Annotated in this window: 15 protein-coding genes; 11 read left to right on the top strand and 4 right to left on the bottom strand. The window is 68.1% G+C overall.

Features of this window, described 5'->3' with window-relative positions:
* The first annotated feature begins 286 nt into the window (after nucleotides 1-286).
* The 5 genes from OG205_RS13470 to OG205_RS13450 all read left to right on the top strand — a co-directional run bounded on the left by OG205_RS13470 (nucleotide 287) and on the right by OG205_RS13450 (nucleotide 6,296).
* Nucleotides 287-1,771, top strand: a complete 1,485-nt coding sequence (locus OG205_RS13470; RefSeq protein ID WP_330276566.1) for a cell division protein FtsK — start codon at nucleotides 287-289, stop codon at nucleotides 1,769-1,771.
* A gap of 95 nt (nucleotides 1,772-1,866) precedes the next feature.
* Entirely contained in the window at nucleotides 1,867-3,495 is a 1,629-nt protein-coding gene (locus OG205_RS13465; RefSeq protein ID WP_330278160.1) for a replication initiator, read from the top strand.
* A gap of 23 nt (nucleotides 3,496-3,518) precedes the next feature.
* The gene (locus OG205_RS13460) at nucleotides 3,519-3,719 is read left to right on the top strand and encodes a helix-turn-helix transcriptional regulator (protein WP_330276565.1); all 201 of its coding nucleotides are present in this window, start codon (nucleotides 3,519-3,521) and stop codon (nucleotides 3,717-3,719) included.
* Between the two features lie 110 nt (nucleotides 3,720-3,829).
* Nucleotides 3,830-5,119 (top strand): tyrosine-type recombinase/integrase, encoded by a 1,290-nt coding sequence (locus tag OG205_RS13455; RefSeq protein ID WP_330276564.1) that lies wholly within the window; start codon nucleotides 3,830-3,832, stop codon nucleotides 5,117-5,119.
* A 115-nt stretch (nucleotides 5,120-5,234) separates the two neighbouring features.
* Nucleotides 5,235-6,296 carry a pyridoxal phosphate-dependent decarboxylase family protein gene (locus OG205_RS13450; RefSeq protein WP_330278159.1) on the top strand — a complete coding sequence of 354 codons (1,062 nt, stop codon included), beginning with the start codon at nucleotides 5,235-5,237 and terminating at the stop codon, nucleotides 6,294-6,296.
* On the opposite strand, the gene OG205_RS13445 is transcribed toward OG205_RS13450, so the two are convergent.
* Entirely contained in the window at nucleotides 6,293-6,901 is a 609-nt protein-coding gene (locus OG205_RS13445) for a TetR/AcrR family transcriptional regulator (RefSeq protein ID WP_330276563.1), read from the bottom strand. The two genes, OG205_RS13450 and OG205_RS13445, sit on opposite strands and share 4 nt — an antisense overlap.
* 5 nt (nucleotides 6,902-6,906) lie before the next feature.
* Nucleotides 6,907-8,142 (bottom strand): MFS transporter, encoded by a 1,236-nt coding sequence (locus OG205_RS13440; RefSeq protein WP_330276562.1) that lies wholly within the window; start codon nucleotides 8,140-8,142, stop codon nucleotides 6,907-6,909.
* Nucleotides 8,143-8,213: 71 nt separating this feature from the next.
* Between OG205_RS13440 and OG205_RS13435 the strand changes: the two genes are divergently transcribed.
* Nucleotides 8,214-8,996 carry an SDR family NAD(P)-dependent oxidoreductase gene (locus tag OG205_RS13435; RefSeq protein ID WP_330276561.1) on the top strand — a complete coding sequence of 261 codons (783 nt, stop codon included), beginning with the start codon at nucleotides 8,214-8,216 and terminating at the stop codon, nucleotides 8,994-8,996.
* Between the two features lie 62 nt (nucleotides 8,997-9,058).
* Here the strand turns inward: OG205_RS13435 and OG205_RS13430 are convergent, their stop codons facing one another.
* Nucleotides 9,059-9,376 (bottom strand): bifunctional 3-phenylpropionate/cinnamic acid dioxygenase ferredoxin subunit, encoded by a 318-nt coding sequence (locus tag OG205_RS13430; RefSeq protein ID WP_330276560.1) that lies wholly within the window; start codon nucleotides 9,374-9,376, stop codon nucleotides 9,059-9,061.
* A gap of 182 nt (nucleotides 9,377-9,558) precedes the next feature.
* On the opposite strand from OG205_RS13430, the gene OG205_RS13425 reads away from it, so the two are divergent.
* The 4 genes from OG205_RS13425 (at nucleotide 9,559) to OG205_RS13410 (ending at nucleotide 15,176) form a co-directional block, all read left to right on the top strand.
* Nucleotides 9,559-10,341 (top strand): IclR family transcriptional regulator, encoded by a 783-nt coding sequence (locus OG205_RS13425; protein WP_330276559.1) that lies wholly within the window; start codon nucleotides 9,559-9,561, stop codon nucleotides 10,339-10,341.
* A 178-nt stretch (nucleotides 10,342-10,519) separates the two neighbouring features.
* Nucleotides 10,520-11,605 (top strand): S-(hydroxymethyl)mycothiol dehydrogenase, encoded by a 1,086-nt coding sequence (locus tag OG205_RS13420; RefSeq protein ID WP_330276558.1) that lies wholly within the window; start codon nucleotides 10,520-10,522, stop codon nucleotides 11,603-11,605.
* The gene (locus tag OG205_RS13415) at nucleotides 11,602-14,049 is read left to right on the top strand and encodes a GcvT family protein (protein WP_330276557.1); all 2,448 of its coding nucleotides are present in this window, start codon (nucleotides 11,602-11,604) and stop codon (nucleotides 14,047-14,049) included. The genes OG205_RS13420 and OG205_RS13415 overlap by 4 nt, the downstream gene beginning before the upstream one ends.
* Nucleotides 14,046-15,176, top strand: a complete 1,131-nt coding sequence (locus OG205_RS13410) for an aromatic ring-hydroxylating oxygenase subunit alpha (protein ID WP_330276556.1) — start codon at nucleotides 14,046-14,048, stop codon at nucleotides 15,174-15,176. Before OG205_RS13415 ends, OG205_RS13410 begins: the two co-directional genes overlap by 4 nt.
* Nucleotides 15,177-15,547: 371 nt before the next feature.
* Here the strand turns inward: OG205_RS13410 and OG205_RS13405 are convergent, their stop codons facing one another.
* The gene (locus OG205_RS13405; protein WP_330276555.1) at nucleotides 15,548-16,204 is read right to left on the bottom strand and encodes a GntR family transcriptional regulator; all 657 of its coding nucleotides are present in this window, start codon (nucleotides 16,202-16,204) and stop codon (nucleotides 15,548-15,550) included.
* A gap of 68 nt (nucleotides 16,205-16,272) precedes the next feature.
* On the opposite strand from OG205_RS13405, the gene OG205_RS13400 reads away from it, so the two are divergent.
* A complete protein-coding gene (locus OG205_RS13400; RefSeq protein ID WP_330276554.1) occupies nucleotides 16,273-17,502 on the top strand; it encodes a sarcosine oxidase subunit beta family protein in 1,230 nt (409 codons plus the stop codon).
* Nucleotides 17,503-17,508 lie beyond the last annotated feature (6 nt).

The following is a 17,508-nucleotide window of genomic DNA, read 5'->3' as shown; positions in this document are numbered from 1 at the left end:
GCGCGTGGCTACCTGTCACGTGCTGGTGACGCATGCCTTGTCACACAACTGAATACGGGTGTGCGGCCGGTTGGTGGTCGCCAATGGAAACAGCCGAGTTCTTGGCGGTTCTGGGTCTGCTTCCATGGCGACGCACTGACTGGTCTTTCTTGTCGTCTTCGTTGCTACGCAAAGGAAAACCAGTCGTGTCAATGGTATCTGTGCATACGGGTGCGGCGTCAAGCCGAACCGTTAGCCCGGTGGTGTGGATGTCCTCACTCTCCCTGATGTGTGGGGGTGAGGCCTGATGGGTAAGTGGGTTGATCCGGCCCCGTTCGAGGGTGTCCGTCCGCGTGTGCCGTGGTGGACGCTGGTTCCGGGCAAGCTGAAGTGGTTCGCAGCGCTGCTGGCGCTGGTGTGGCTGCTGCTGGTCGGTGGCGTGCGCCTGGCGCTCGTGGTCGTGCGCTACCCGGTGGTGACGCTGGTCCCGGCGCTGGTGGGGTTGTGCTGGTGGCGGCTCGGTGCGGTGCCGCTGGTCCTGGTGCTCCTCGCCGTCGCGGCCGGCCTGCTGATCTGGTGGGGCCTGTCGCGGGGTTCGTTCTCGCGTCAGGTGTGGTTGCGGCTGGTCACGGAGTTCCGGCGGGCCACGGTGTATGTGCCGCGTTGGAACGTCACGGTCCGCTTGGCGGAGCTGGCCAAGGAGTCCCGGGGTAAGGAGTACCGGCCGAAGCTCAAGCGGGTCCGCTCGGATGGCTGGCGGGACCGTGTCCGGGTGCGGATGATCCCGGCCCAGTCGCACGAGGAATGGGAGCTGCGGCGGGCGGGGCTGGCGCACTCGTTCGGGGCGCGTTCGTGCCGTGTCCGGGTGCTCAAGCCCCGTCTCCTGGAACTCGACTTCGTCCACGCTGACCCGTTGGCTCGCCCGGTGTTGGTGCCGCCGTTGTGCACTGACGCGGACGCGGTCGACCTCAAGCGCGTGGTGGTCGGTGCCCTGGAGACCGGGAAAGCCTGGCGGCTCAAGCTGCTCGGCAACCAGGTTCTCGGGGTCGGTGTGCAGGGCGCGGGTAAAGCCTCGGTGCTGTGGTCGATCGTGTGGCACCTCGCCCCCGCGATCCGTGCCGGTGCCGTTCGCCTCGTGGGCATTGATCCCAAGGGCGGGATGGAACTCGGGCAGTGTGAGGAAGCGTTCTCGCGGCTCGTGTTCGACAACGGCGCGGCTGCGGTCGAGCTACTGGAAGAGATCGCGGCGGAAGTCAAGGAACGGGCCGCTCGCTACCGGGGTGTGCGTCGGATCTGGGCGCGTCGCAGCGGTGAACCGTTCACCCTGCTCATCATCGATGAGTTGGCGGATCTCGTTGCCTACCAACCAGATCGCAACCTGAGGGAACGCGCGGTGCGGGCCGTCTCCACGATCACGTCCCAGGGCCGCGCTCCTGGCTACGCGGTGCTCGGGCTGGTCCAGGACCCGCGTAAGGAGGTCGTCGCGTTCCGGCACCTGTTCGGAACCAAGATCGCGCTCCGGCTGGACGAAGCACCTCAGGTGGACATGGTCCTGGGTGACGGTGCGCGGGCTCGGGGCGCGGCGGCTCACGAGATCAGCGAGAACACGCCCGGTGTGGCGTGGGTCAAGACCGATGGGCGTGGGACTCCTGAGCGGGGACGGGCGTTCTGGGTCACCGATGCGGACTTGGTGGAGCTGGCCATGTTCTTCGGGATCACTGAGGCATCGGTGCACCCGTTCCCGGCCCGCCCCGGCAGTGATGACGCGAGTGAAGGGGGTGTTGCGGCATGAGCGACAAGCGAGAGGAGACCATGACGGCCACTGTGGACAGTGGAGAAACCGTTGGTGTGACTGTGGTTCCGGCGGTCACCCAGGATGTTTCGGGGATGACGTCGGCGGAGCGGGCTCGGATGCCGCTCACGCTCGACGTGGTCAAGGCGGCGGCGGAGCAGCACGGGGTGTGTGTGCGTCCCGTGCTGCGGGAGGTCGTGGACCTCGACACCGGTGAGGTGCGCATGGTCGGTGTGCGCTGCAACTCGACAGTGGCGTCGAAGTGCCAGGCGTGTGCGGACCGCAACCGGCGTTCCCGCATGGCCCAGTGCCGGGAAGGCTGGCACCTCGACCACGAGCCCGTGGCGGAGCGGGAGACCGCGACGAGCGACCAAATCGAGCTGGTCACCTACCGGTCGGACCTGACCGCCGAGTACCGCCAGGCGCAGGGTGAGCAGGATGCGGAACAGGTCGAGGACCTGCGGGAAGCCATCCGGGAGGCGGACTCTGACCTGCGGCGGGAGGGAGTCCGCGGAAACCTCCCCAACGTGGATCGGCCGGCCGCGCCTGCTCCGGTCCGCTCGACCCGGCGGCGTCAAGACTCGCCCAACCTGCCCCGGCGCAAGGTCGCCAAGACCACGGTGGGGCGGGAGTTCGCGGGCAAGTACCGGCCCTCGACGTTCGTCACGGTCACTCTCGACTCCTACGGCAAGGTGCGCACGGACGGCACCCCGGCCGACCCTGCGACGTACGACTACCGGCGGGCTGCTCGGGACGCGGTGCACTTCGCCTCCCTGGTGGACCGGTGGTGGCAGAACCTGCGTCGGGTCGTGGGCTGGGACGTGCAGTACTTCGGCACGGTCGAGCCGCAGAAGCGCATCACCCCACATGCGCACTTCGCCGTCAGGGGCTCGATCCCGCACGCGGTAGTGCGTCAGGTGACGGCGGCGACCTACCTTCAGGTGTGGTGGCCCAACCACGATGAGATCAAGTACAGCGGTGACCAGATGCCGGTGTGGGACATGCGCGCCAAGGGTTTCGTGGACCCGGTCACGAACGTCCCAATCACGCCGTGGGCGGATGCGGTGTCTGATCTGGACACTCCAGCGCACGTGGTCGAGTTCGGGTCTCAGGTGCACTCCAAGGGCATCCTCGGCGGCACCGAGGAAGCTGGACGGCACATCGGCTACCTGACCAAGTACCTCGTCAAGTCGATCTCCGAAGTCGTCGCCGTGGACGACTCGGCGCGGGTGTCGGAGCATGCTGACCGCCTGGCGGCTGAGCTCGCGATCACGCCGTGCTCGGAACGCTGCGCGGTCTGGCTGCTCTACGGCGTCGCTCCCAAGGGGACGAACTCCCGGATGACTCCGGGCCGGTGCCGCTCCAAGGCTCACCGCAGGGAGACGCTCGGGCTGCCGGGGCGGCGGGTGCTGGTGTCACGGCGCTGGTCGGGGAAGACCCTCGCGGAACACAAGTCCGACCGGGCCACGTTCGTCCGTGAGGCCTTGGCTGCTGCGGGGATCGCCAAGCCTGAAGGGACGGACCGGACGCGGCTCATGTGGGCACCGGTCCAGGCAGGTGACCCGCACGCTCCCAGCCGGGCGGAACTGCTGATGCAGATGATCAGTCAGCGGCTCAAGTGGCGGGCCGAGTACGACCAGGCCCAGGCGGTGCTGGCCGCGTTGCCCCGACCCGCGCCCGATGAGGGGCTGAATCTTTCAGCAACTCATCGGGAGGCGGCCTGACCAGGAACGGGGAGGGGGACAGCATGAGTGATCGACCGCGCTTCATCACCGTGGAATGCCTCTGGACGCCGGCCGTTCTGGCCGACTTCCTCGGCATCCCCGAGAAGACGCTGACCGACTGGCGCTACCGCAGCGTGGGACCTGCGTTCGTCCGGCTCGGAAAGCACGTCCGCTACCGCCCGGACGACGTTCGCGACTGGCTCGACGGACAGACCGCCGCCTAGCCCGACCACCAGGACCAGCTGGGCAGTTCCTCCCGGTCTGCCCGGCTGGCCCGTTCTTTCAGCAACTCCCAGAAGGGCACCTCATGGCAGGACACATTCAGGACCGGTGGATGCGCGTCAAGCGTGATCCTGACACCGGTAAGGCTGTGCGGGACGATGAAGGGAAGGCGATCAAGGAGCGTCACCCCGACCTGTGGGGCAAGGGTGACCGGTACAAGGTGCGCTACCCCAAGCCAGGCGGAGGTGAGGACTCCAAGACCTTCCCGGACAAGCAACTCAAGCGTGCGCAGACGTTTCTGACCAAGATGCAGAACGACATCCTGGACGGCGCGTACGTCAGCCCTCAAGCGGGGAAGCTGACCCTTCGTGCCTACGCGGAGAACTACGTGAAGGGGCGGTCCCAAGATCCGGCGTCGCAGGAGACGCTGAATCGGCAGTTGGAGAACAACGTCTTTCCGTTTCTCGGCGACAAGCACCTCGATGTGATCAAGGTGGACACTCTGCGGGACTTCTTGGGGTGGCTGACCGACGAGAGGGCGCTGTCAGTCAACTACCAGGTGCAGATCTGGAAGGCCCTGTCGTCCATCCTTGATGCGGCGCGGGAAGAGAAGAAGATCGGCGCGAATCCCTGCAACTCGAAAGCGATCTCTCCGCCCCGTCCGGTGGAGAACAAGATCGTGACGTGGCCAGAGATCAAGTTGAACAAGATCGCGCTTGCTCTGGAGGCTCGGCACAAGATCGTGATCCCGCTGGGCGCTGGCATGGGTCTTCGACAGGGTGAGATCTTTGCGTTCTCCATGGACAACGTGGATCGCGATCAAATGATCTACCGCTGCTCGCGTCAGATCGCGATCATTGGGAACAAGCTGACGTTCCGCTTGCCGAAGGGGCACAAGACGCGTGAAGTCCCGCTGAGTCAAGGCGTGCTTGATGAACTGGAGGCGTACGCGGAGAACTACCCACCGGTCGCGATCACGCTCCCTTGGAGCGAGCGGGACAGCAAGCAGACCGAGACCGTGAACCTGCTCATGGTCAACTACCAGGGTGTGCCGGACCGACGGCAGACCTTCAACATCCGAGTGTGGCTGCCTGCCTTCAAGCGTGCGCGCATCGAACACGACTCCGACGGCGACGGGATGCACGCACTACGACACCTCTACGCGTCCCACCTGCTCGCCCAAGGCGTCAGCATCCGAGAACTGGCGGACTACCTGGGTCACTCCTCGCCCGCCTTCACGCTCCGCAAGTACGCGCACATGATGCCGTCCAGCCACGACCGGGCGCGGCTGGCGGTCAACTCCATGTTCAAGCCGCGCAAGCGCGCAGAGTCCACAAAGGACGTGACGGCTACCGGCAAGGTCGCCCCCGAGGCCGCCGAGTCACGGCCTGTCGACGGCTGACGGCCTGTCGACGGCTGACGGCCTGGGGACGGCCTAGCGGCCTGAAAACAACTCCACATAGGGATGTTCTGGCAGGTCAGGCCTTGATCGGCGGCAGAACTGCAACTTCTGGCAACTGTCCCCGGCGGCCAGTGTCGTCGAACGCTCCGTGCTGGAGTGGCTGGCCTCGGTCGTCGGCTTTCCCTCTGGCTCCAAGGGAATCCTGACCGGTGGTGGTTCGCTCGCGACGCTCCAGGCGTTGGCCACGGCGCTGCACGACCGGGTGCCCGGGTTCCACGCCACCGGACTGCAGCGCGACGCGGCGCCGTTGGTCGTCTACACCTCCGTCGAGGCGCACCGCAGCGTCGACAAGGCCGCCGCGATCCTCGGCATCGGCCTGGACAACGTCCGCCACATCGCCACGGATTCGTTGCACCGCATGGACGTTTCGGCTCTGCGCAAGGCCATCGCGCAAGACCGCGCCGACGGTCTGCAACCGTGGTGCGTCGTCGCGACCTGCGGCACGGTGTCGACGGGCTCGGTCGATCCGATCGACGCGATCGCCGACCTGTGCGCCGAGCAGGACCTGTGGCTGCACGTCGACGGTGCCTACGGTGCGCTTTTCCTGCTGTCAGAACAGATGCGCGGCCTGATGGGTGGCTGTGCCCGGGCCGACTCGATCACGCTCGACCCGCACAAGCTGCTGTTCGCCTCGCTGGAGGCGGGCTGCCTGCTCGTCCGCGACGGCTCGAAGCTGCGCGACGCCCACGCGTTCGACTCCTCGTACCTGACGATCGCCGATGACCCGTTGATGACCGACTACATGGACTACGGGCCGCAGCTTTCCCGCAACTTCAAGGCTTTCAAGGTGTGGAGCGCGCTGCAGGCGTTCGGTGTTTCGGCGTTCCGAGAGGCGAACGAGCGGACTCTCGAACTGGCGCGGCGGTTGGGCGCCGGTATCACGGCGACGCCCGGACTCACCTTGCTGGCTCCCGTGACCCTGACCGCCGTGTGCTTCCAGGTGGACGGCGCTTCGCCCGAGGAGCACGCGAAACTACTCGAAACGCTGGCCGCCGAGAACGTCGCGCTGCTCGGACCCGTTGTGGTGGCAGGAAAACGGGGCGTCCGCGCCTGCGTCACCAACCACCGCACCTCGGAGGCCGACATCGATCTGATCCTCGACCGGCTGCGGCGCTAGCGCCAGACGTCGGCGAGGTTCCGGTCGAACATGGTCGCGATCGACACCAGTGCCGCGTCGAGGTCGACCTTCTCAGGATCGACGAGTGCCTGCAGGTGGATGCCGAGGAGCGCGCCGTTCAGTGCCACGGCGGCGGTGCGCTCCTGCTCGGCGGCCTTCTCCGGATCGGCCGTGGCCGGGCGGTGCAGGCGCAGCAGGGTCTCGATGCCCTCGCGCCGCCGGGCGAAGAACTCCCGGTACTGCTCCTGCACGACACCTCGGTCGCTCAGCGCCTCGACCAGGATCATGAACACCAGCGCGGAGTTGCCGCTCCTGAGCAGTTCGGCCGTCTCGGCGAACACCTCGGTCAGCGACGGCACGGACTCGTAGCGCTCGGCCGGCCAGATCCGCCCGACCACGCGTTCCACCACGGCCATCACGAGGCCGTCCTTGTTCTTGAAGTGCCACGGGATGGAACCGCGGCTGATGCCCGATCGCTTCGCGATGTCCACAAAGGACGTGCGGTCGAACCCGCGTTCGGCGAAGAGCTCCTCGGCGGCGTCCAGGATGCGGCGGCGGCTCTCGTCGCCGATCTCGTCGATCCGGCGCGGCCCAGGGGAGTTCACGGCGATCATCGTACGACCCCGGCGAGGTCGTGCGGCACGTGCCGAGCGGTCCCGGCCAGCACCAGGCCCGCCACGATCGAGGCGACGGGCGCCACCAGGGCGACCGCGGTCTGCTCGTCCCACAACCACGCCGCCACGCCGGTGAGCGCCGCGCCGCCGAGCCCGCCGACCACCGCCGTGCAGACGCCGATCAGCGCGAACGCCGTCGCCCGGAACTCCTTCGGCGTCACCGAGGCCACGACCAGGCTCAGCGGAACGATGCCCGCGAACGTCATCGCCTGGACGACCATCCCGACGGCCACGTAGGTGGTGATGTCCGGCGCGTACGCCTGCACCGCGAACCCGATGCCCAGCACGGAGAGCGCTCCGGCCGCGAGGTGCAGGCACGCCTGGGGGCTGCGCCGGAACAGCTTGTCGCTCAAGGACCCGCCGAGCGCCGCGCCGAGGAGCCCGCCGATCGCGCAGGCCGAGGTGATGAGGCCGCGAGCCATCGCGTTCTGCCCGAACTGTTCTTCGAGGATGACGTTCATGTAGATCGGCACCGTCGTCACGCACATGCCGAACGCGCCGAGCGCGACCACGACTCGCACGACCGTGCGGATCTTCCTCACGCTGTTCAGCGCGTCGCGTGGTGTCGTCGTGGCGTGCTTCCGGACCGGTTCGGGCAGGCGCAGCGCGGCCAGGCCGAGCAGCAACGCGGGCACGGCGAGGAAGGCGAACGCCCAGCGCCAGGCCTCGTGCTCGTCGGGGATGAACGCCGCGAAGGCCGCCGCCAGCAGGGGACCGGTGACGATGCCGAGCGGTTGCCCGCCGCGGTGCAGCCCGAGCACCCGCCCTCGCCCGGCCGCCGGGTAGGCGTCGACCAGCAGCGACGACTGGATCGGGCCCTCGTTGGCCTTGCCGACGCCCGCGATCACCCGGACCGCGGCGGCCTGCCAGAGGTTCTGGACCGTCCCCAGGACTCCGGCGGCCGCGGCCCAGGCGAGGGTGGCGACGCCCGCGATCGTCGTGCGGCGGTGCCGGTCGCCCAGCAGGCCGAGCGGGAGTGCGGCGAGAGCGACCATCACCGCGGCCAGGGCGCCGACGACGCCGATGGCCGAGGTGCTGATGCCGAGCGACTCGCGGATCTCGGGCGCGAAGACCACGAACATCACGTTGTCGACGCTGTCCAGGACCTGCAGGCCGACCAGGACGCCGACGGTGGCACGGCCGCCGGCGGAGAGGACCTCGCGTAAAGGCATTGGATGCATGCTGAGCAGGCTACTGTGTTGACCAACATAGTGTCATCAGATCAACATAGGGAGGTGTTCCCATGCGGAACTGGACGGGCTCGGCCGCCTTCGTCACCGGCGGAGCCAGGGGGATCGGCTTGGGCATCGCGAGGGCGCTCGCGCACCGGGGTGTGAGCCTCGCGCTGGCCGACGTCGACGAGGAGTCACTGGCCCGCGCCGAAGAAGAGCTGTCCCAGGTGACGGCCGTGAAGACGTATCGGCTGGACGTGCGCGACAGGGAGACGTTCGACCAGGTCGCGGAGCAGGCCGAACGCGCGCTGGGACCGGTGGACCTGCTGTTCAACAACGCCGGCATCGTGCCGCACGCCGCCGTCACCGAGCTGACCTACGACAAGTGGGACCTGGCCCTCGCCGTGAACCTGACCGGCGTGATCAACGGGATCCAGGCGTTCCTCCCGCGCATGCTCGAACGCCGGACCGGCTACGTCGTGAACACCGCGTCGGTCGCCGGGCTCGTGTCGGACCCGAACCTGCTGTACGCGACGGCCAAGTTCGCCGTCGTCGGCCTGTCCGAGTCGCTGCGCCTGAACGTGGCCGAGCACGGCGTCGACGTCAGCGTCCTGTGCCCGGGACCGGTCGACACGGACATCGTCGCCAACACCAGCGCTTCGCACGCCGCCGTCGCGTTGCGGGACGACTACGTGCCCGCCGTCGCGGCGTTCCTGAAGAGCGGACCCGGCATCGACGCCGTGGGCGAGATGGTGCTGGCGGGCATGGAGAAGCGCTCGCCGTGGATCTTCACCGGCTACGACGTCCGGCCGCACCTGGAGAAGCGCATGGCCGCTCTGCTCGACTGCCTATGACACGGGGGTGGTGAGCCGGCGGCCGGACGGCTTGGCGTTGTTCATGGCGAGCAACCCGTCGATCACGCCACGGCCTCGCGGCTGCCCGTGTCCACGTAGATCACGCCGTCCTGCACGACGACCGGGTACGTGCGCACCGCCCTCTTGGCCGGCAGGCACGTCGGGACACCGGTGCGCAGGTCGAAGCTCGCCGCGTGCAGCGGGCACTCGACGAAGCAACCCTCCAGCCAGCCCTCGGACAGCGACGCGTCCTGGTGACTGCAGGTGTCGTCGATCGCGTAGAACTCGCCGTCCGCGTTGAAGACGGCGATCGCCGGGTCGCCATCCAGACGCACGGATTCGCCCACGGGCAGGTCGGCCACGGCGCAAGCGGTGATCATCTCGAACCCCTCCGTTGCGTATTACGGAACTGGATGTGCGATACGCAACAGCAGAATGAGCCAGAACGGATGCCGCGTCAAGACGCCAATGCGGGCGCCGTCGCAGGCGCCCCGGCGCTTCCTCCGGCGGCAACGCCCTGCCTGTGCTGGTTACTCGTTCACAACACAGTTACGGTTGCGTAATGAGCAACAACGGGGAGGCGCGCGACACGGCGCTGGTGCAATCGGTCGATCGGGCGGTGGCGGTGCTGGAGCTGCTGGCCCGCAACGGGGAAGCGGGGATCACCGAGATCGCCGCCGAGCTCGGCGTGCACAAGTCCTCCGCGTCCAGACTCGTTTACACGCTTCAGGCCCGTGACCTCGTGGAGCAGGACGGCGAACGCGGCCCGTTCCGGATCGGCCTCGGCATGCTCCGGTTCGCGGGCGCGGTGACCGGGCAGCTCGACTACGTCCGGGTGGGCGGCCCGGTCTGCACGGAGCTCGCGGACCGGCTGGGCGAGACCGTCAACATCGCGATCCTCGACAGCGGCGTCGCGCTGAACGTGAGCCAGGCGCGGGGCGGTTCCGCGGTGGCGGCGCAGAACTGGGTCGGCCAGCGCACGCCGTTGCACGCCACGTCGAGCGGCAAGGTCCTGCTCGCCGCCGCGTCGGCCGACGACCAGGACCGCCTGCTGTCGGGCGATCTGGAGCCCTGTGCCCCGCGCACGATCACTGATCCCGTGAAGTTGCGGTGCGTGCTGCAACGCACGGCCGAGGACGGGTTCGCGACCTGCATGGAGGAGCTGGAGGCCGGTCTGCACGCGGTCGCGGTGCCGGTGTTCGGTTCGCACGGCGACGTCGTGGCGGCGATCAGCGCCGCCGGTCCGGCCTACCGGCTCTCGCAGAAGCGCATGCCGGAGATCGTCGAGGAGCTGCGGGTGGCGTCGCGCGACCTTTCCGTCCGAATGGGGCATTCCGTGCTGTGAAAGACGTTCACGCACAGCGAGCCCTCGGTCACGGCCGGGGGCTCGTTGCCGTTCCGGGTGCCTCCGTCCGTGCGACAAGGTCTTGACAACGGCTCCGGCGGGCCGCACCGTGATGCCGCTAGTTGCATAATGCGAACTGCGTTGCGTATTACGGAACTCGCCGACAGGAGCGAACGAAGTGGCACATGCGGTCAAGGGTGTCGTGGCGGCGGGGCGCGGAGCCAAGGTCTCGGTGGAGACGATCCTCGTGCCGGATCCCGGTCCGGGCGAGGCGCTGGTGAAGGTGCAGGCGTGCGGGGTGTGCCACACCGACCTGCACTACCGGGAGGGCGGGATCAACGACGAGTTCCCGTTCCTGCTCGGGCACGAGGCCGCGGGCATCGTCGAAGCGGTCGGCGAGGGCGTCACCGATCTGGAACCCGGCGACTTCGTGATCCTGAACTGGCGCGCGGTGTGCGGTTCGTGCCGCTCCTGCCTGCGCGGCCGGCCCCAGTACTGCTTCAACACCCACAACGCCACGCAGCCCATGACGCTCGCCGACGGCACACCGCTGTCGCCCGCGCTGGGCATCGGCGCGTTCGCCGAGAAGACGCTCGTCCACAGTGGACAATGCACGAAGGTGAACCCCAAGGCGCCGGCGGAGGTCGCGGGCCTGCTCGGCTGCGGCGTGATGGCGGGCCTCGGCGCCGCGATCAACACCGGCGGCGTCACGCGCGGCGACAGCGTGGCCGTGCTCGGTTGCGGCGGCGTCGGTGACGCGGCGATCCTGGGAGCCCGGCTGGCGGGGGCGCGCACGATCATCGCCGTCGACCTCGACGACACGAAACTGCGGTGGGCCGAGCGGTTCGGTGCCACGCACACGATCAACGCCCGCGAGCAGGACGTCGTCGAGACGATCCGCGAGCTCACCGAGGGCAACGGCGCCGACGTCGTGATCGACGCGGTCGGCCGCCCCGAGACCTTCCAGCAGGCGTTCTACGCCCGTGACCACGCCGGCCTCGCCGTGCTCGTCGGTGTGCCGACCCCGGACATGAAGCTCGAGCTGCCGTTGATCGACGTGTTCTCCCGCGGCGGCGCGGTGAAGTCGTCCTGGTACGGCGACTGCCTGCCCAGCCGCGACTTCCCGATGCTGATCGACCTGTACCTGCAGGGCAGGCTCGACCTCGGCGCGTTCGTCTCGGAGACGATCGGGCTGGGCGACGTCGAGAAGGCGTTCGAGGACATGCACCACGGCCGCGTCCTGCGCTCGGTGGTGGTCCTGTGACCCAGCCGAGAGTCGTGCTCATCGGCGCGGGCATCGTCGGATGCGCGCTCGCCGACGAACTCACCGCACGTGGATGGACCGACATCACCGTGCTCGAACAGGGACCGCTGTTCGCCACGGGCGGGTCGAGCTCGCACGCGCCGGGCCTGGTCTTCCAGACCACCGGCTGCAAGACGATGACCTCGTTCGCCCGGTACACCGTCGAGAAGTACACGGCGCTGACGATGGACGACAAGTGGTGCTTCCAGCAGCTCGGCGGGCTGGAGGTCGCCACCACCCCGGAACGCTGGACGGACATCAAGCGCCGCCACGGCTGGGCCACGTCGTGGGGCGTCGAGAGCTACCTGCGCGATCCGGAGGAGTGCGCGCGGCTGCACCCGTTGCTCGACCCGTCGAAGATCCTCGGCGGCTTTCACATCCCGAGCGACGGCATCGCGAAACCGCTCAGGGCCGCCGAGGCACAGGCACGCAGGGCGATGGAGCGCGGCGCGAAGTTCCTGGCGCACCACAAGGTCACCGGCATCGAACGCAACGGGCGCCGGGTCAAGGCCGTCGTCACCGAGCACGACACGTTCGCCGCCGACATCGTCGTGTCCTGCGTCGGCATGTGGGGCCCGCGGATCGGGCGGATGGTCGACCTCGACATCCCGCTCGTCCCGATGGCCCACCAGTACGCGAAGACAGCTCCGTTGCCCGCTCTCAAGGGCGTCAACACGGAACTGTCCGAGATGTCGAAGCCGTTGCTGCGCCACCAGGACGCCGACCTGTACTTCCGCGAGCACGTCGACCGCATCGGCATCGGCGCGTACGGGCACCGGCCGATGCCGATCTCGGCCGACGACATCCTCGACTTCGACGTGGCGCCGACCATGCCGTCCGAGATCGCGTTCACCCCGGAGGACTTCGAGACCTCCTGGGACGCCGCCGTCGACCTGCTGCCGGCCCTCGGCGACTCGAAGGTCGAGGAGGGCGTCAACGGCCTGTTCTCCTTCACCCCGGACGGCAACCCGCTGCTCGGCGAACACCCGGGACTGCAGGGCTTCTGGGTCGCCGAGGCCGTGTGGATCACGCACTCCGCCGGTGTCGCGAAGGCGATGGCCGAGTGGCTGGTGGACGGGCAGCCGGACATCGACCTGCACGGCTGCGACCTCAACCGGTTCGAGGACGTCCAGCGCTCACCCGGCTACGTGCACGAACGCAGCTGCCGGGCGTTCGTCGAGGTCTACGACGTCCTGCACCCGCTGCAGCCCGCCGAACGCCCGCGACCGTTGCGCACCAGCCCGTTCTACGAGCGGCAGAAGGAACTCGGCGCGGTGTTCCTGGAGGCGTCGGGCTGGGAACGTCCGCACTGGTACGAGGCCAACGCGTCGCTGCCCGAGGTCGCGGAGATCCCGGAACGCAACGAGTGGGCGTCCCGGTTCTGGTCGCCGATCGCCGGCGCCGAGGCCCTCGTCGCCCGCAAGCGGGTCGCGATGTTCGACATGACCGCGTTGAAGCGACTGGAGGTCAGCGGCCCGGAGGCGTTGACGTTCCTGCAGACCATGACCACCAACCAGCTCGACCGCAAGCCGGGCGCGGTGGTGTACACGTTGCTGCTCAACGAGGACGGGGGAGTGCGCAGCGACCTGACGATCGCCAGGCTCGGCCAGAACCGGTTCCAGGTCGGCGCGAACGGCCCGCTCGACCTCGACTGGCTGCGCCGGCGCATGCCGCCCAACGGTGGCGTGCACATCTCGGACATCACCCCGGGCACCTGTTGCATCGGCCTGTGGGGACCTGAGGCCCGCAACCTCCTGCAACCGTTGACCCGCACGGACTTCTCGCACCAGGCCATGGGGTACTTCAAGGCGCAGGAGGCCTTCATCGGCGAAGTGCCGGTCACCGCGATGCGCCTGTCGTACGTCGGCGAACTCGGTTGGGAGCTCTACACCACGGCCGACATGGGGCGTCGTTTGTGGGACACGCTCTGGGAAGCCGGTCAGCAGCACGGGGTCATCGCCGCCGGTCGCAGCGCGTTCACCAGCATGAGGCTGGAGAAGGGCTACCGCTCGTGGGGCGCCGACGTGACCACCGAGCACGACCCGTACGAGGCGGGGCTGGGTTTCGCGGTCCGCATGAACAAGGGCTACTTCCACGGCCGCAGGGCGTTGGAGGGTCGTTCCGAGGAGACGGCCGTTCGCAAGCTCACCTGCCTGATCATCGACGACGACTACCAGGTCGTCATGGGTTCCGAGCCGGTGTTCGCCGGTGGCCTGCCGGTCGGGTACGTGACCAGCGCGGCCCGCGGTTACTCGATCGGCAAGAACATCGCCTACGCCTGGTTGCCCGCAGAGGTCGCGGTGGAGGGAACTCCGGTCGAGATCGAGTACTTCGGCGAACGCGTCCAGGCCGTCGTGTCGTCCGAACCGCTGTTCGACCCCGAGATGAAGCGGATCCGCTCATGACCCAGACCGAACTGCCGTCCAGCCTCATCCCCACGTTGCCCGGCAGCACCTACACCGATCCGGCGATCTTCGCGCTGGAGCAGGAGAACATCTTCGAGCGGATGTGGTTCTGCGCGGTCCGCAGCGCCGATCTCCCGGACGCCGGCAACTTCCGCACCGTCCAGATCGGACGCGAGAGCGTGCTCGTGACCCGGTCGCGCGACGGCTCGTTGCGTGCGTTCCTCAACATCTGCCGGCACCGCGGCGCCAAGCTGTGCGTCGAGGAGACCGGCACCGTCAAGCGGAACTTCCAGTGCCCGTACCACGCCTGGACCTACGGCCTCGACGGCAAGCTGGTCGCCGCGCCGAACCTCACGTCGATGCCGGACATCGACCGCGTCGAGTACGGCCTGAAGCCCGTGCATTTGAGAGAATGGCTCGGTTACGCCTGGCTGTCGCTGGCCGACGAGCCGGCGTCGTTCGAGGAGACCGTGCAGCAGGACGTCCGCGAGCGGCTGGGCAACCTCGACGCGATCGGCAACTACCAGGTCAGCGAACTCGACCTGGGCCGCCGGATCACCTACGACGTCAAGGCCAACTGGAAGCTCATCATCGAGAACTTCATGGAGTGCTACCACTGCGCCACCATCCACCCCGAGCTCACGGAGGTCCTGCCGGAGTTCGCGGACGGCTACGCGGCGCAGTACTACGTCGGGCACGGCGCGGTGTTCGGCGAGGAGATCAAGGGCTTCACCATCGACGGCAGCGAGGGCTTCGAGAACCTGTCCGGAGTGGACGCCGAGCAGGACCGCCGGTACTACGCGATCACCGTGCGGCCGCAGGTGTTCATCAACCTCGTGCCGGACCACGTGATCATCCACCGGATGTTCCCGATGGCCGCCGACCGCACGATCGTCGAGTGCGACTGGCTCTACGCCAAGGACGTCGTCGCCACCGGCAAGGACGTGTCGCGGTCCGTCGAGCTCTTCCACCGCGTCAACGAGCAGGACTTCGACGCGTGCGAACGGTGCCAGCCCGCGATGTCGTCGCGGGCCTACCGGAACGGCGGCGTGCTGGTTCCCTCCGAACATCACATCGGCGAGTTCCACCGCTGGGTGCAGGAGGCCACGTCGCCGAAACGGTGGTAGAAGGCTTACGCGCCAGAACCACAAGGCACCAGCCGGTATCACTACGTGCACCCGGTTGGTGATGGTCCCGCCCAGCGGGGACTACACCGTGGGGCAGCTACCGGCCCTCTTCGTCACGGCGCCGACGAGACCTCCCTCGCCGGCCAGTTCGGCAGGGTGACGTCGAAGACGACGACCGCCGCTGTGATCAAGGCATTCCGTCAGGTGTGGCGACTTCAGGTCGCGACACCGTTACCGCAGCGTCTTCTCTTGCTGCACTAGGCGAAATGCACAGGCCTGAAGGTGAAGGAGGAGTGTCGGGAGTTCGCGGGCAGGGCTGGCGTCCCACGTCGGTCACCTGCTCAGCTGCTGCGAGACGACCGCCGAAGAGGTCAGATCAACGCCCTGATCGCCTGTTCGAAACCGATGACGTGCTGCGAGGCGAGTTCGCTCGCCTTCTTGGCGTCGCCCTCGATGATCGCGGTGAGGAGGGGCACGTGCTCGTCGACGTGACCGGCCATTCCGGACAGTCGCGGCAGGAAGACGCACCAGATCCGGGTGGCCAGGTTGTCGTACGAGATCAGGGTGTCTTCCAGGAACGGGTTGTGCACGCACCCGTAGATGGCGCGGTGCACACCGACGTCGGTGCGCAGCAGCTCGATGTTGTCGCCGGAAGGCGCGGTGTCGAGCCGCGAGCGCAGTTCGGTGAGCGCGGTCCTGTCCGCAGCCGTGGCGCGTTCGGCGGAGGCGGCCGCGGCGAGGGGTTCCAGGGTCCTGCGCACCTCGGAGATGTGCGAGAGGTCGGAGATGTTCACGTCGGTGGCGAACGTGCCGCGGCGCGGGAAGGCGACGACGAGCCGTTCCTGCTCGAGTCGTTTCAACGCTTCGCGGATCGGGGTGCGGCCGACGCCGAGTTCGGTGCGCAGCCTGTCCTCGTTGATGGGCTCGCCCGGCTTGATCTCCAGCATGACCAGGCGATCGCGCAGCACGGCGTAGGCCTGTTCGGTGAGTGAGACGGAGGCGGGCTCGTCGTTGACCCGTGCGTTCATGTGACCTACGGTACTGCACAGACTGATATACCAGTAGTCGACCAGATGATTTCGCTGGAGGCGTCGCAATGACCAGCCCGCCCGGAGCACATCTGCCCGAGCACCCGGACTTCCTCTGGGACAACCCGGAACCGAAGGCCTCCTACGACGTCGTGATCGTCGGCGGCGGAGGGCACGGACTGGCCACCGCCTACTACCTCGCGAAGGTCCACGGCATCACGAACGTCGCGGTGCTCGAGAAGGGCTGGCTCGCGGGCGGCAACATGGCCCGCAACACCACGATCATCCGGTCGAACTACCTGTGGGACGAGAGCTCCGGCATCTACGAGCACTCGCTGAAGCTGTGGGAGGGCTTGGAGGAGGACCTCGGCTACCCGATCCTGTTCGACCAGCGCGGTGTGCTGAACCTGGCCCACAGCCTGCAGGACGTGCGCGACAGCGTCCGGCGGGTCAACGCCAACCGGCTCAACGGCATCGACGCGGAGTGGGTGGATCCCGCCGGGGTCAAGGAGATCTGCCCGATCGTCAACACCTCGCCGGACGTCCGCTACCCGGTGCTGGGCGCGACCTACCAGCCGCGCGCGGGCATCGCGAAGCACGACTACGTGGCGTGGGGCTACGCGCGGGCCGCGCACGCGATGGGCGTTGATCTCATCCAGAACTGCGAGGTCACCGGGCTGGAGACCTCGAGCGGCCGGATCACGGCCGTGCAAACGTCTCGCGGCCGGATCGCCGCCGGCAAGGTCGCGTTGTGCGCCGCCGGGCACAGCTCGGTGCTCGCGAAGATGGTCGGCCTGCGCCTTCCGCTCGCCTCGCATCCGTTGCAGGCCTTGGTGTCCGAGCTGCTGGAGCCCGTGCACCCGACCGTCGTGATGTCGAACGCCGTGCACGTCTACGTCTCCCAGGCGCACAAGGGAGAACTGGTGATGGGCGCCGGCATCGACAGCTACAACGGTTACGGGCAGCGGGGTTCGTTCCACATCATCGAGCAGCAGATGTCGGCGGCGCTGGAGCTGTTCCCGATCTTCGCCCGCGCGCACCTGCTGCGGACGTGGGCGGGCATCGTCGACGTCAGCCCGGACGCCTCGCCGATCGTCGGCCTCACGCCGGTGGGCGGGCTGTACCTGAACTGCGGCTGGGGAACCGGCGGGTTCAAGGCCACCCCCGGTGTCGGCGACTGCTTCGCGCACACCATCGCCCACGACAAGCCGCACCCGTTCAACGAGCCGTTCACCCTGGAGCGCTTCACCACGGGCGCTCTCGTCGACGAGCACGGCGCCGCCGCCGTGGCCCACTAGGAGCTG

The organism is Lentzea sp. NBC_00516 (genome assembly GCF_036346835.1).
GTDB classification, from domain to species: Bacteria; Actinomycetota; Actinomycetes; order Mycobacteriales; family Pseudonocardiaceae; genus Lentzea; species Lentzea sokolovensis.
This window is presented reverse-complemented; position numbering and strand designations above follow the sequence as displayed.

Bases quoted from the DNA above. Each gene is read 5' to 3' on its own strand.
- OG205_RS13470 (WP_330276566.1), top strand. From the start codon at position 287: ATGGGTAAGTGGGTTGATCCGGCCCCGTTCGAGGGTGTCCGTCCGCGT.
- OG205_RS13465 (WP_330278160.1), top strand. From the start codon at position 1,867: ATGACGTCGGCGGAGCGGGCTCGGATGCCGCTCACGCTCGACGTGGTC.
- OG205_RS13460 (WP_330276565.1), top strand. From the start codon at position 3,519: ATGAGTGATCGACCGCGCTTCATCACCGTGGAATGCCTCTGGACGCCG.
- OG205_RS13455 (WP_330276564.1), top strand. From the start codon at position 3,830: ATGCGCGTCAAGCGTGATCCTGACACCGGTAAGGCTGTGCGGGACGAT.
- OG205_RS13440 (WP_330276562.1), bottom strand. From the start codon at position 8,142: ATGCCTTTACGCGAGGTCCTCTCCGCCGGCGGCCGTGCCACCGTCGGC.
- OG205_RS13435 (WP_330276561.1), top strand. From the start codon at position 8,214: ATGCGGAACTGGACGGGCTCGGCCGCCTTCGTCACCGGCGGAGCCAGG.
- OG205_RS13430 (WP_330276560.1), bottom strand. From the start codon at position 9,376: ATGATCACCGCTTGCGCCGTGGCCGACCTGCCCGTGGGCGAATCCGTG.
- OG205_RS13425 (WP_330276559.1), top strand. From the start codon at position 9,559: ATGAGCAACAACGGGGAGGCGCGCGACACGGCGCTGGTGCAATCGGTC.
- OG205_RS13410 (WP_330276556.1), top strand. From the start codon at position 14,046: ATGACCCAGACCGAACTGCCGTCCAGCCTCATCCCCACGTTGCCCGGC.
- OG205_RS13405 (WP_330276555.1), bottom strand. From the start codon at position 16,204: ATGAACGCACGGGTCAACGACGAGCCCGCCTCCGTCTCACTCACCGAA.
- OG205_RS13400 (WP_330276554.1), top strand. From the start codon at position 16,273: ATGACCAGCCCGCCCGGAGCACATCTGCCCGAGCACCCGGACTTCCTC.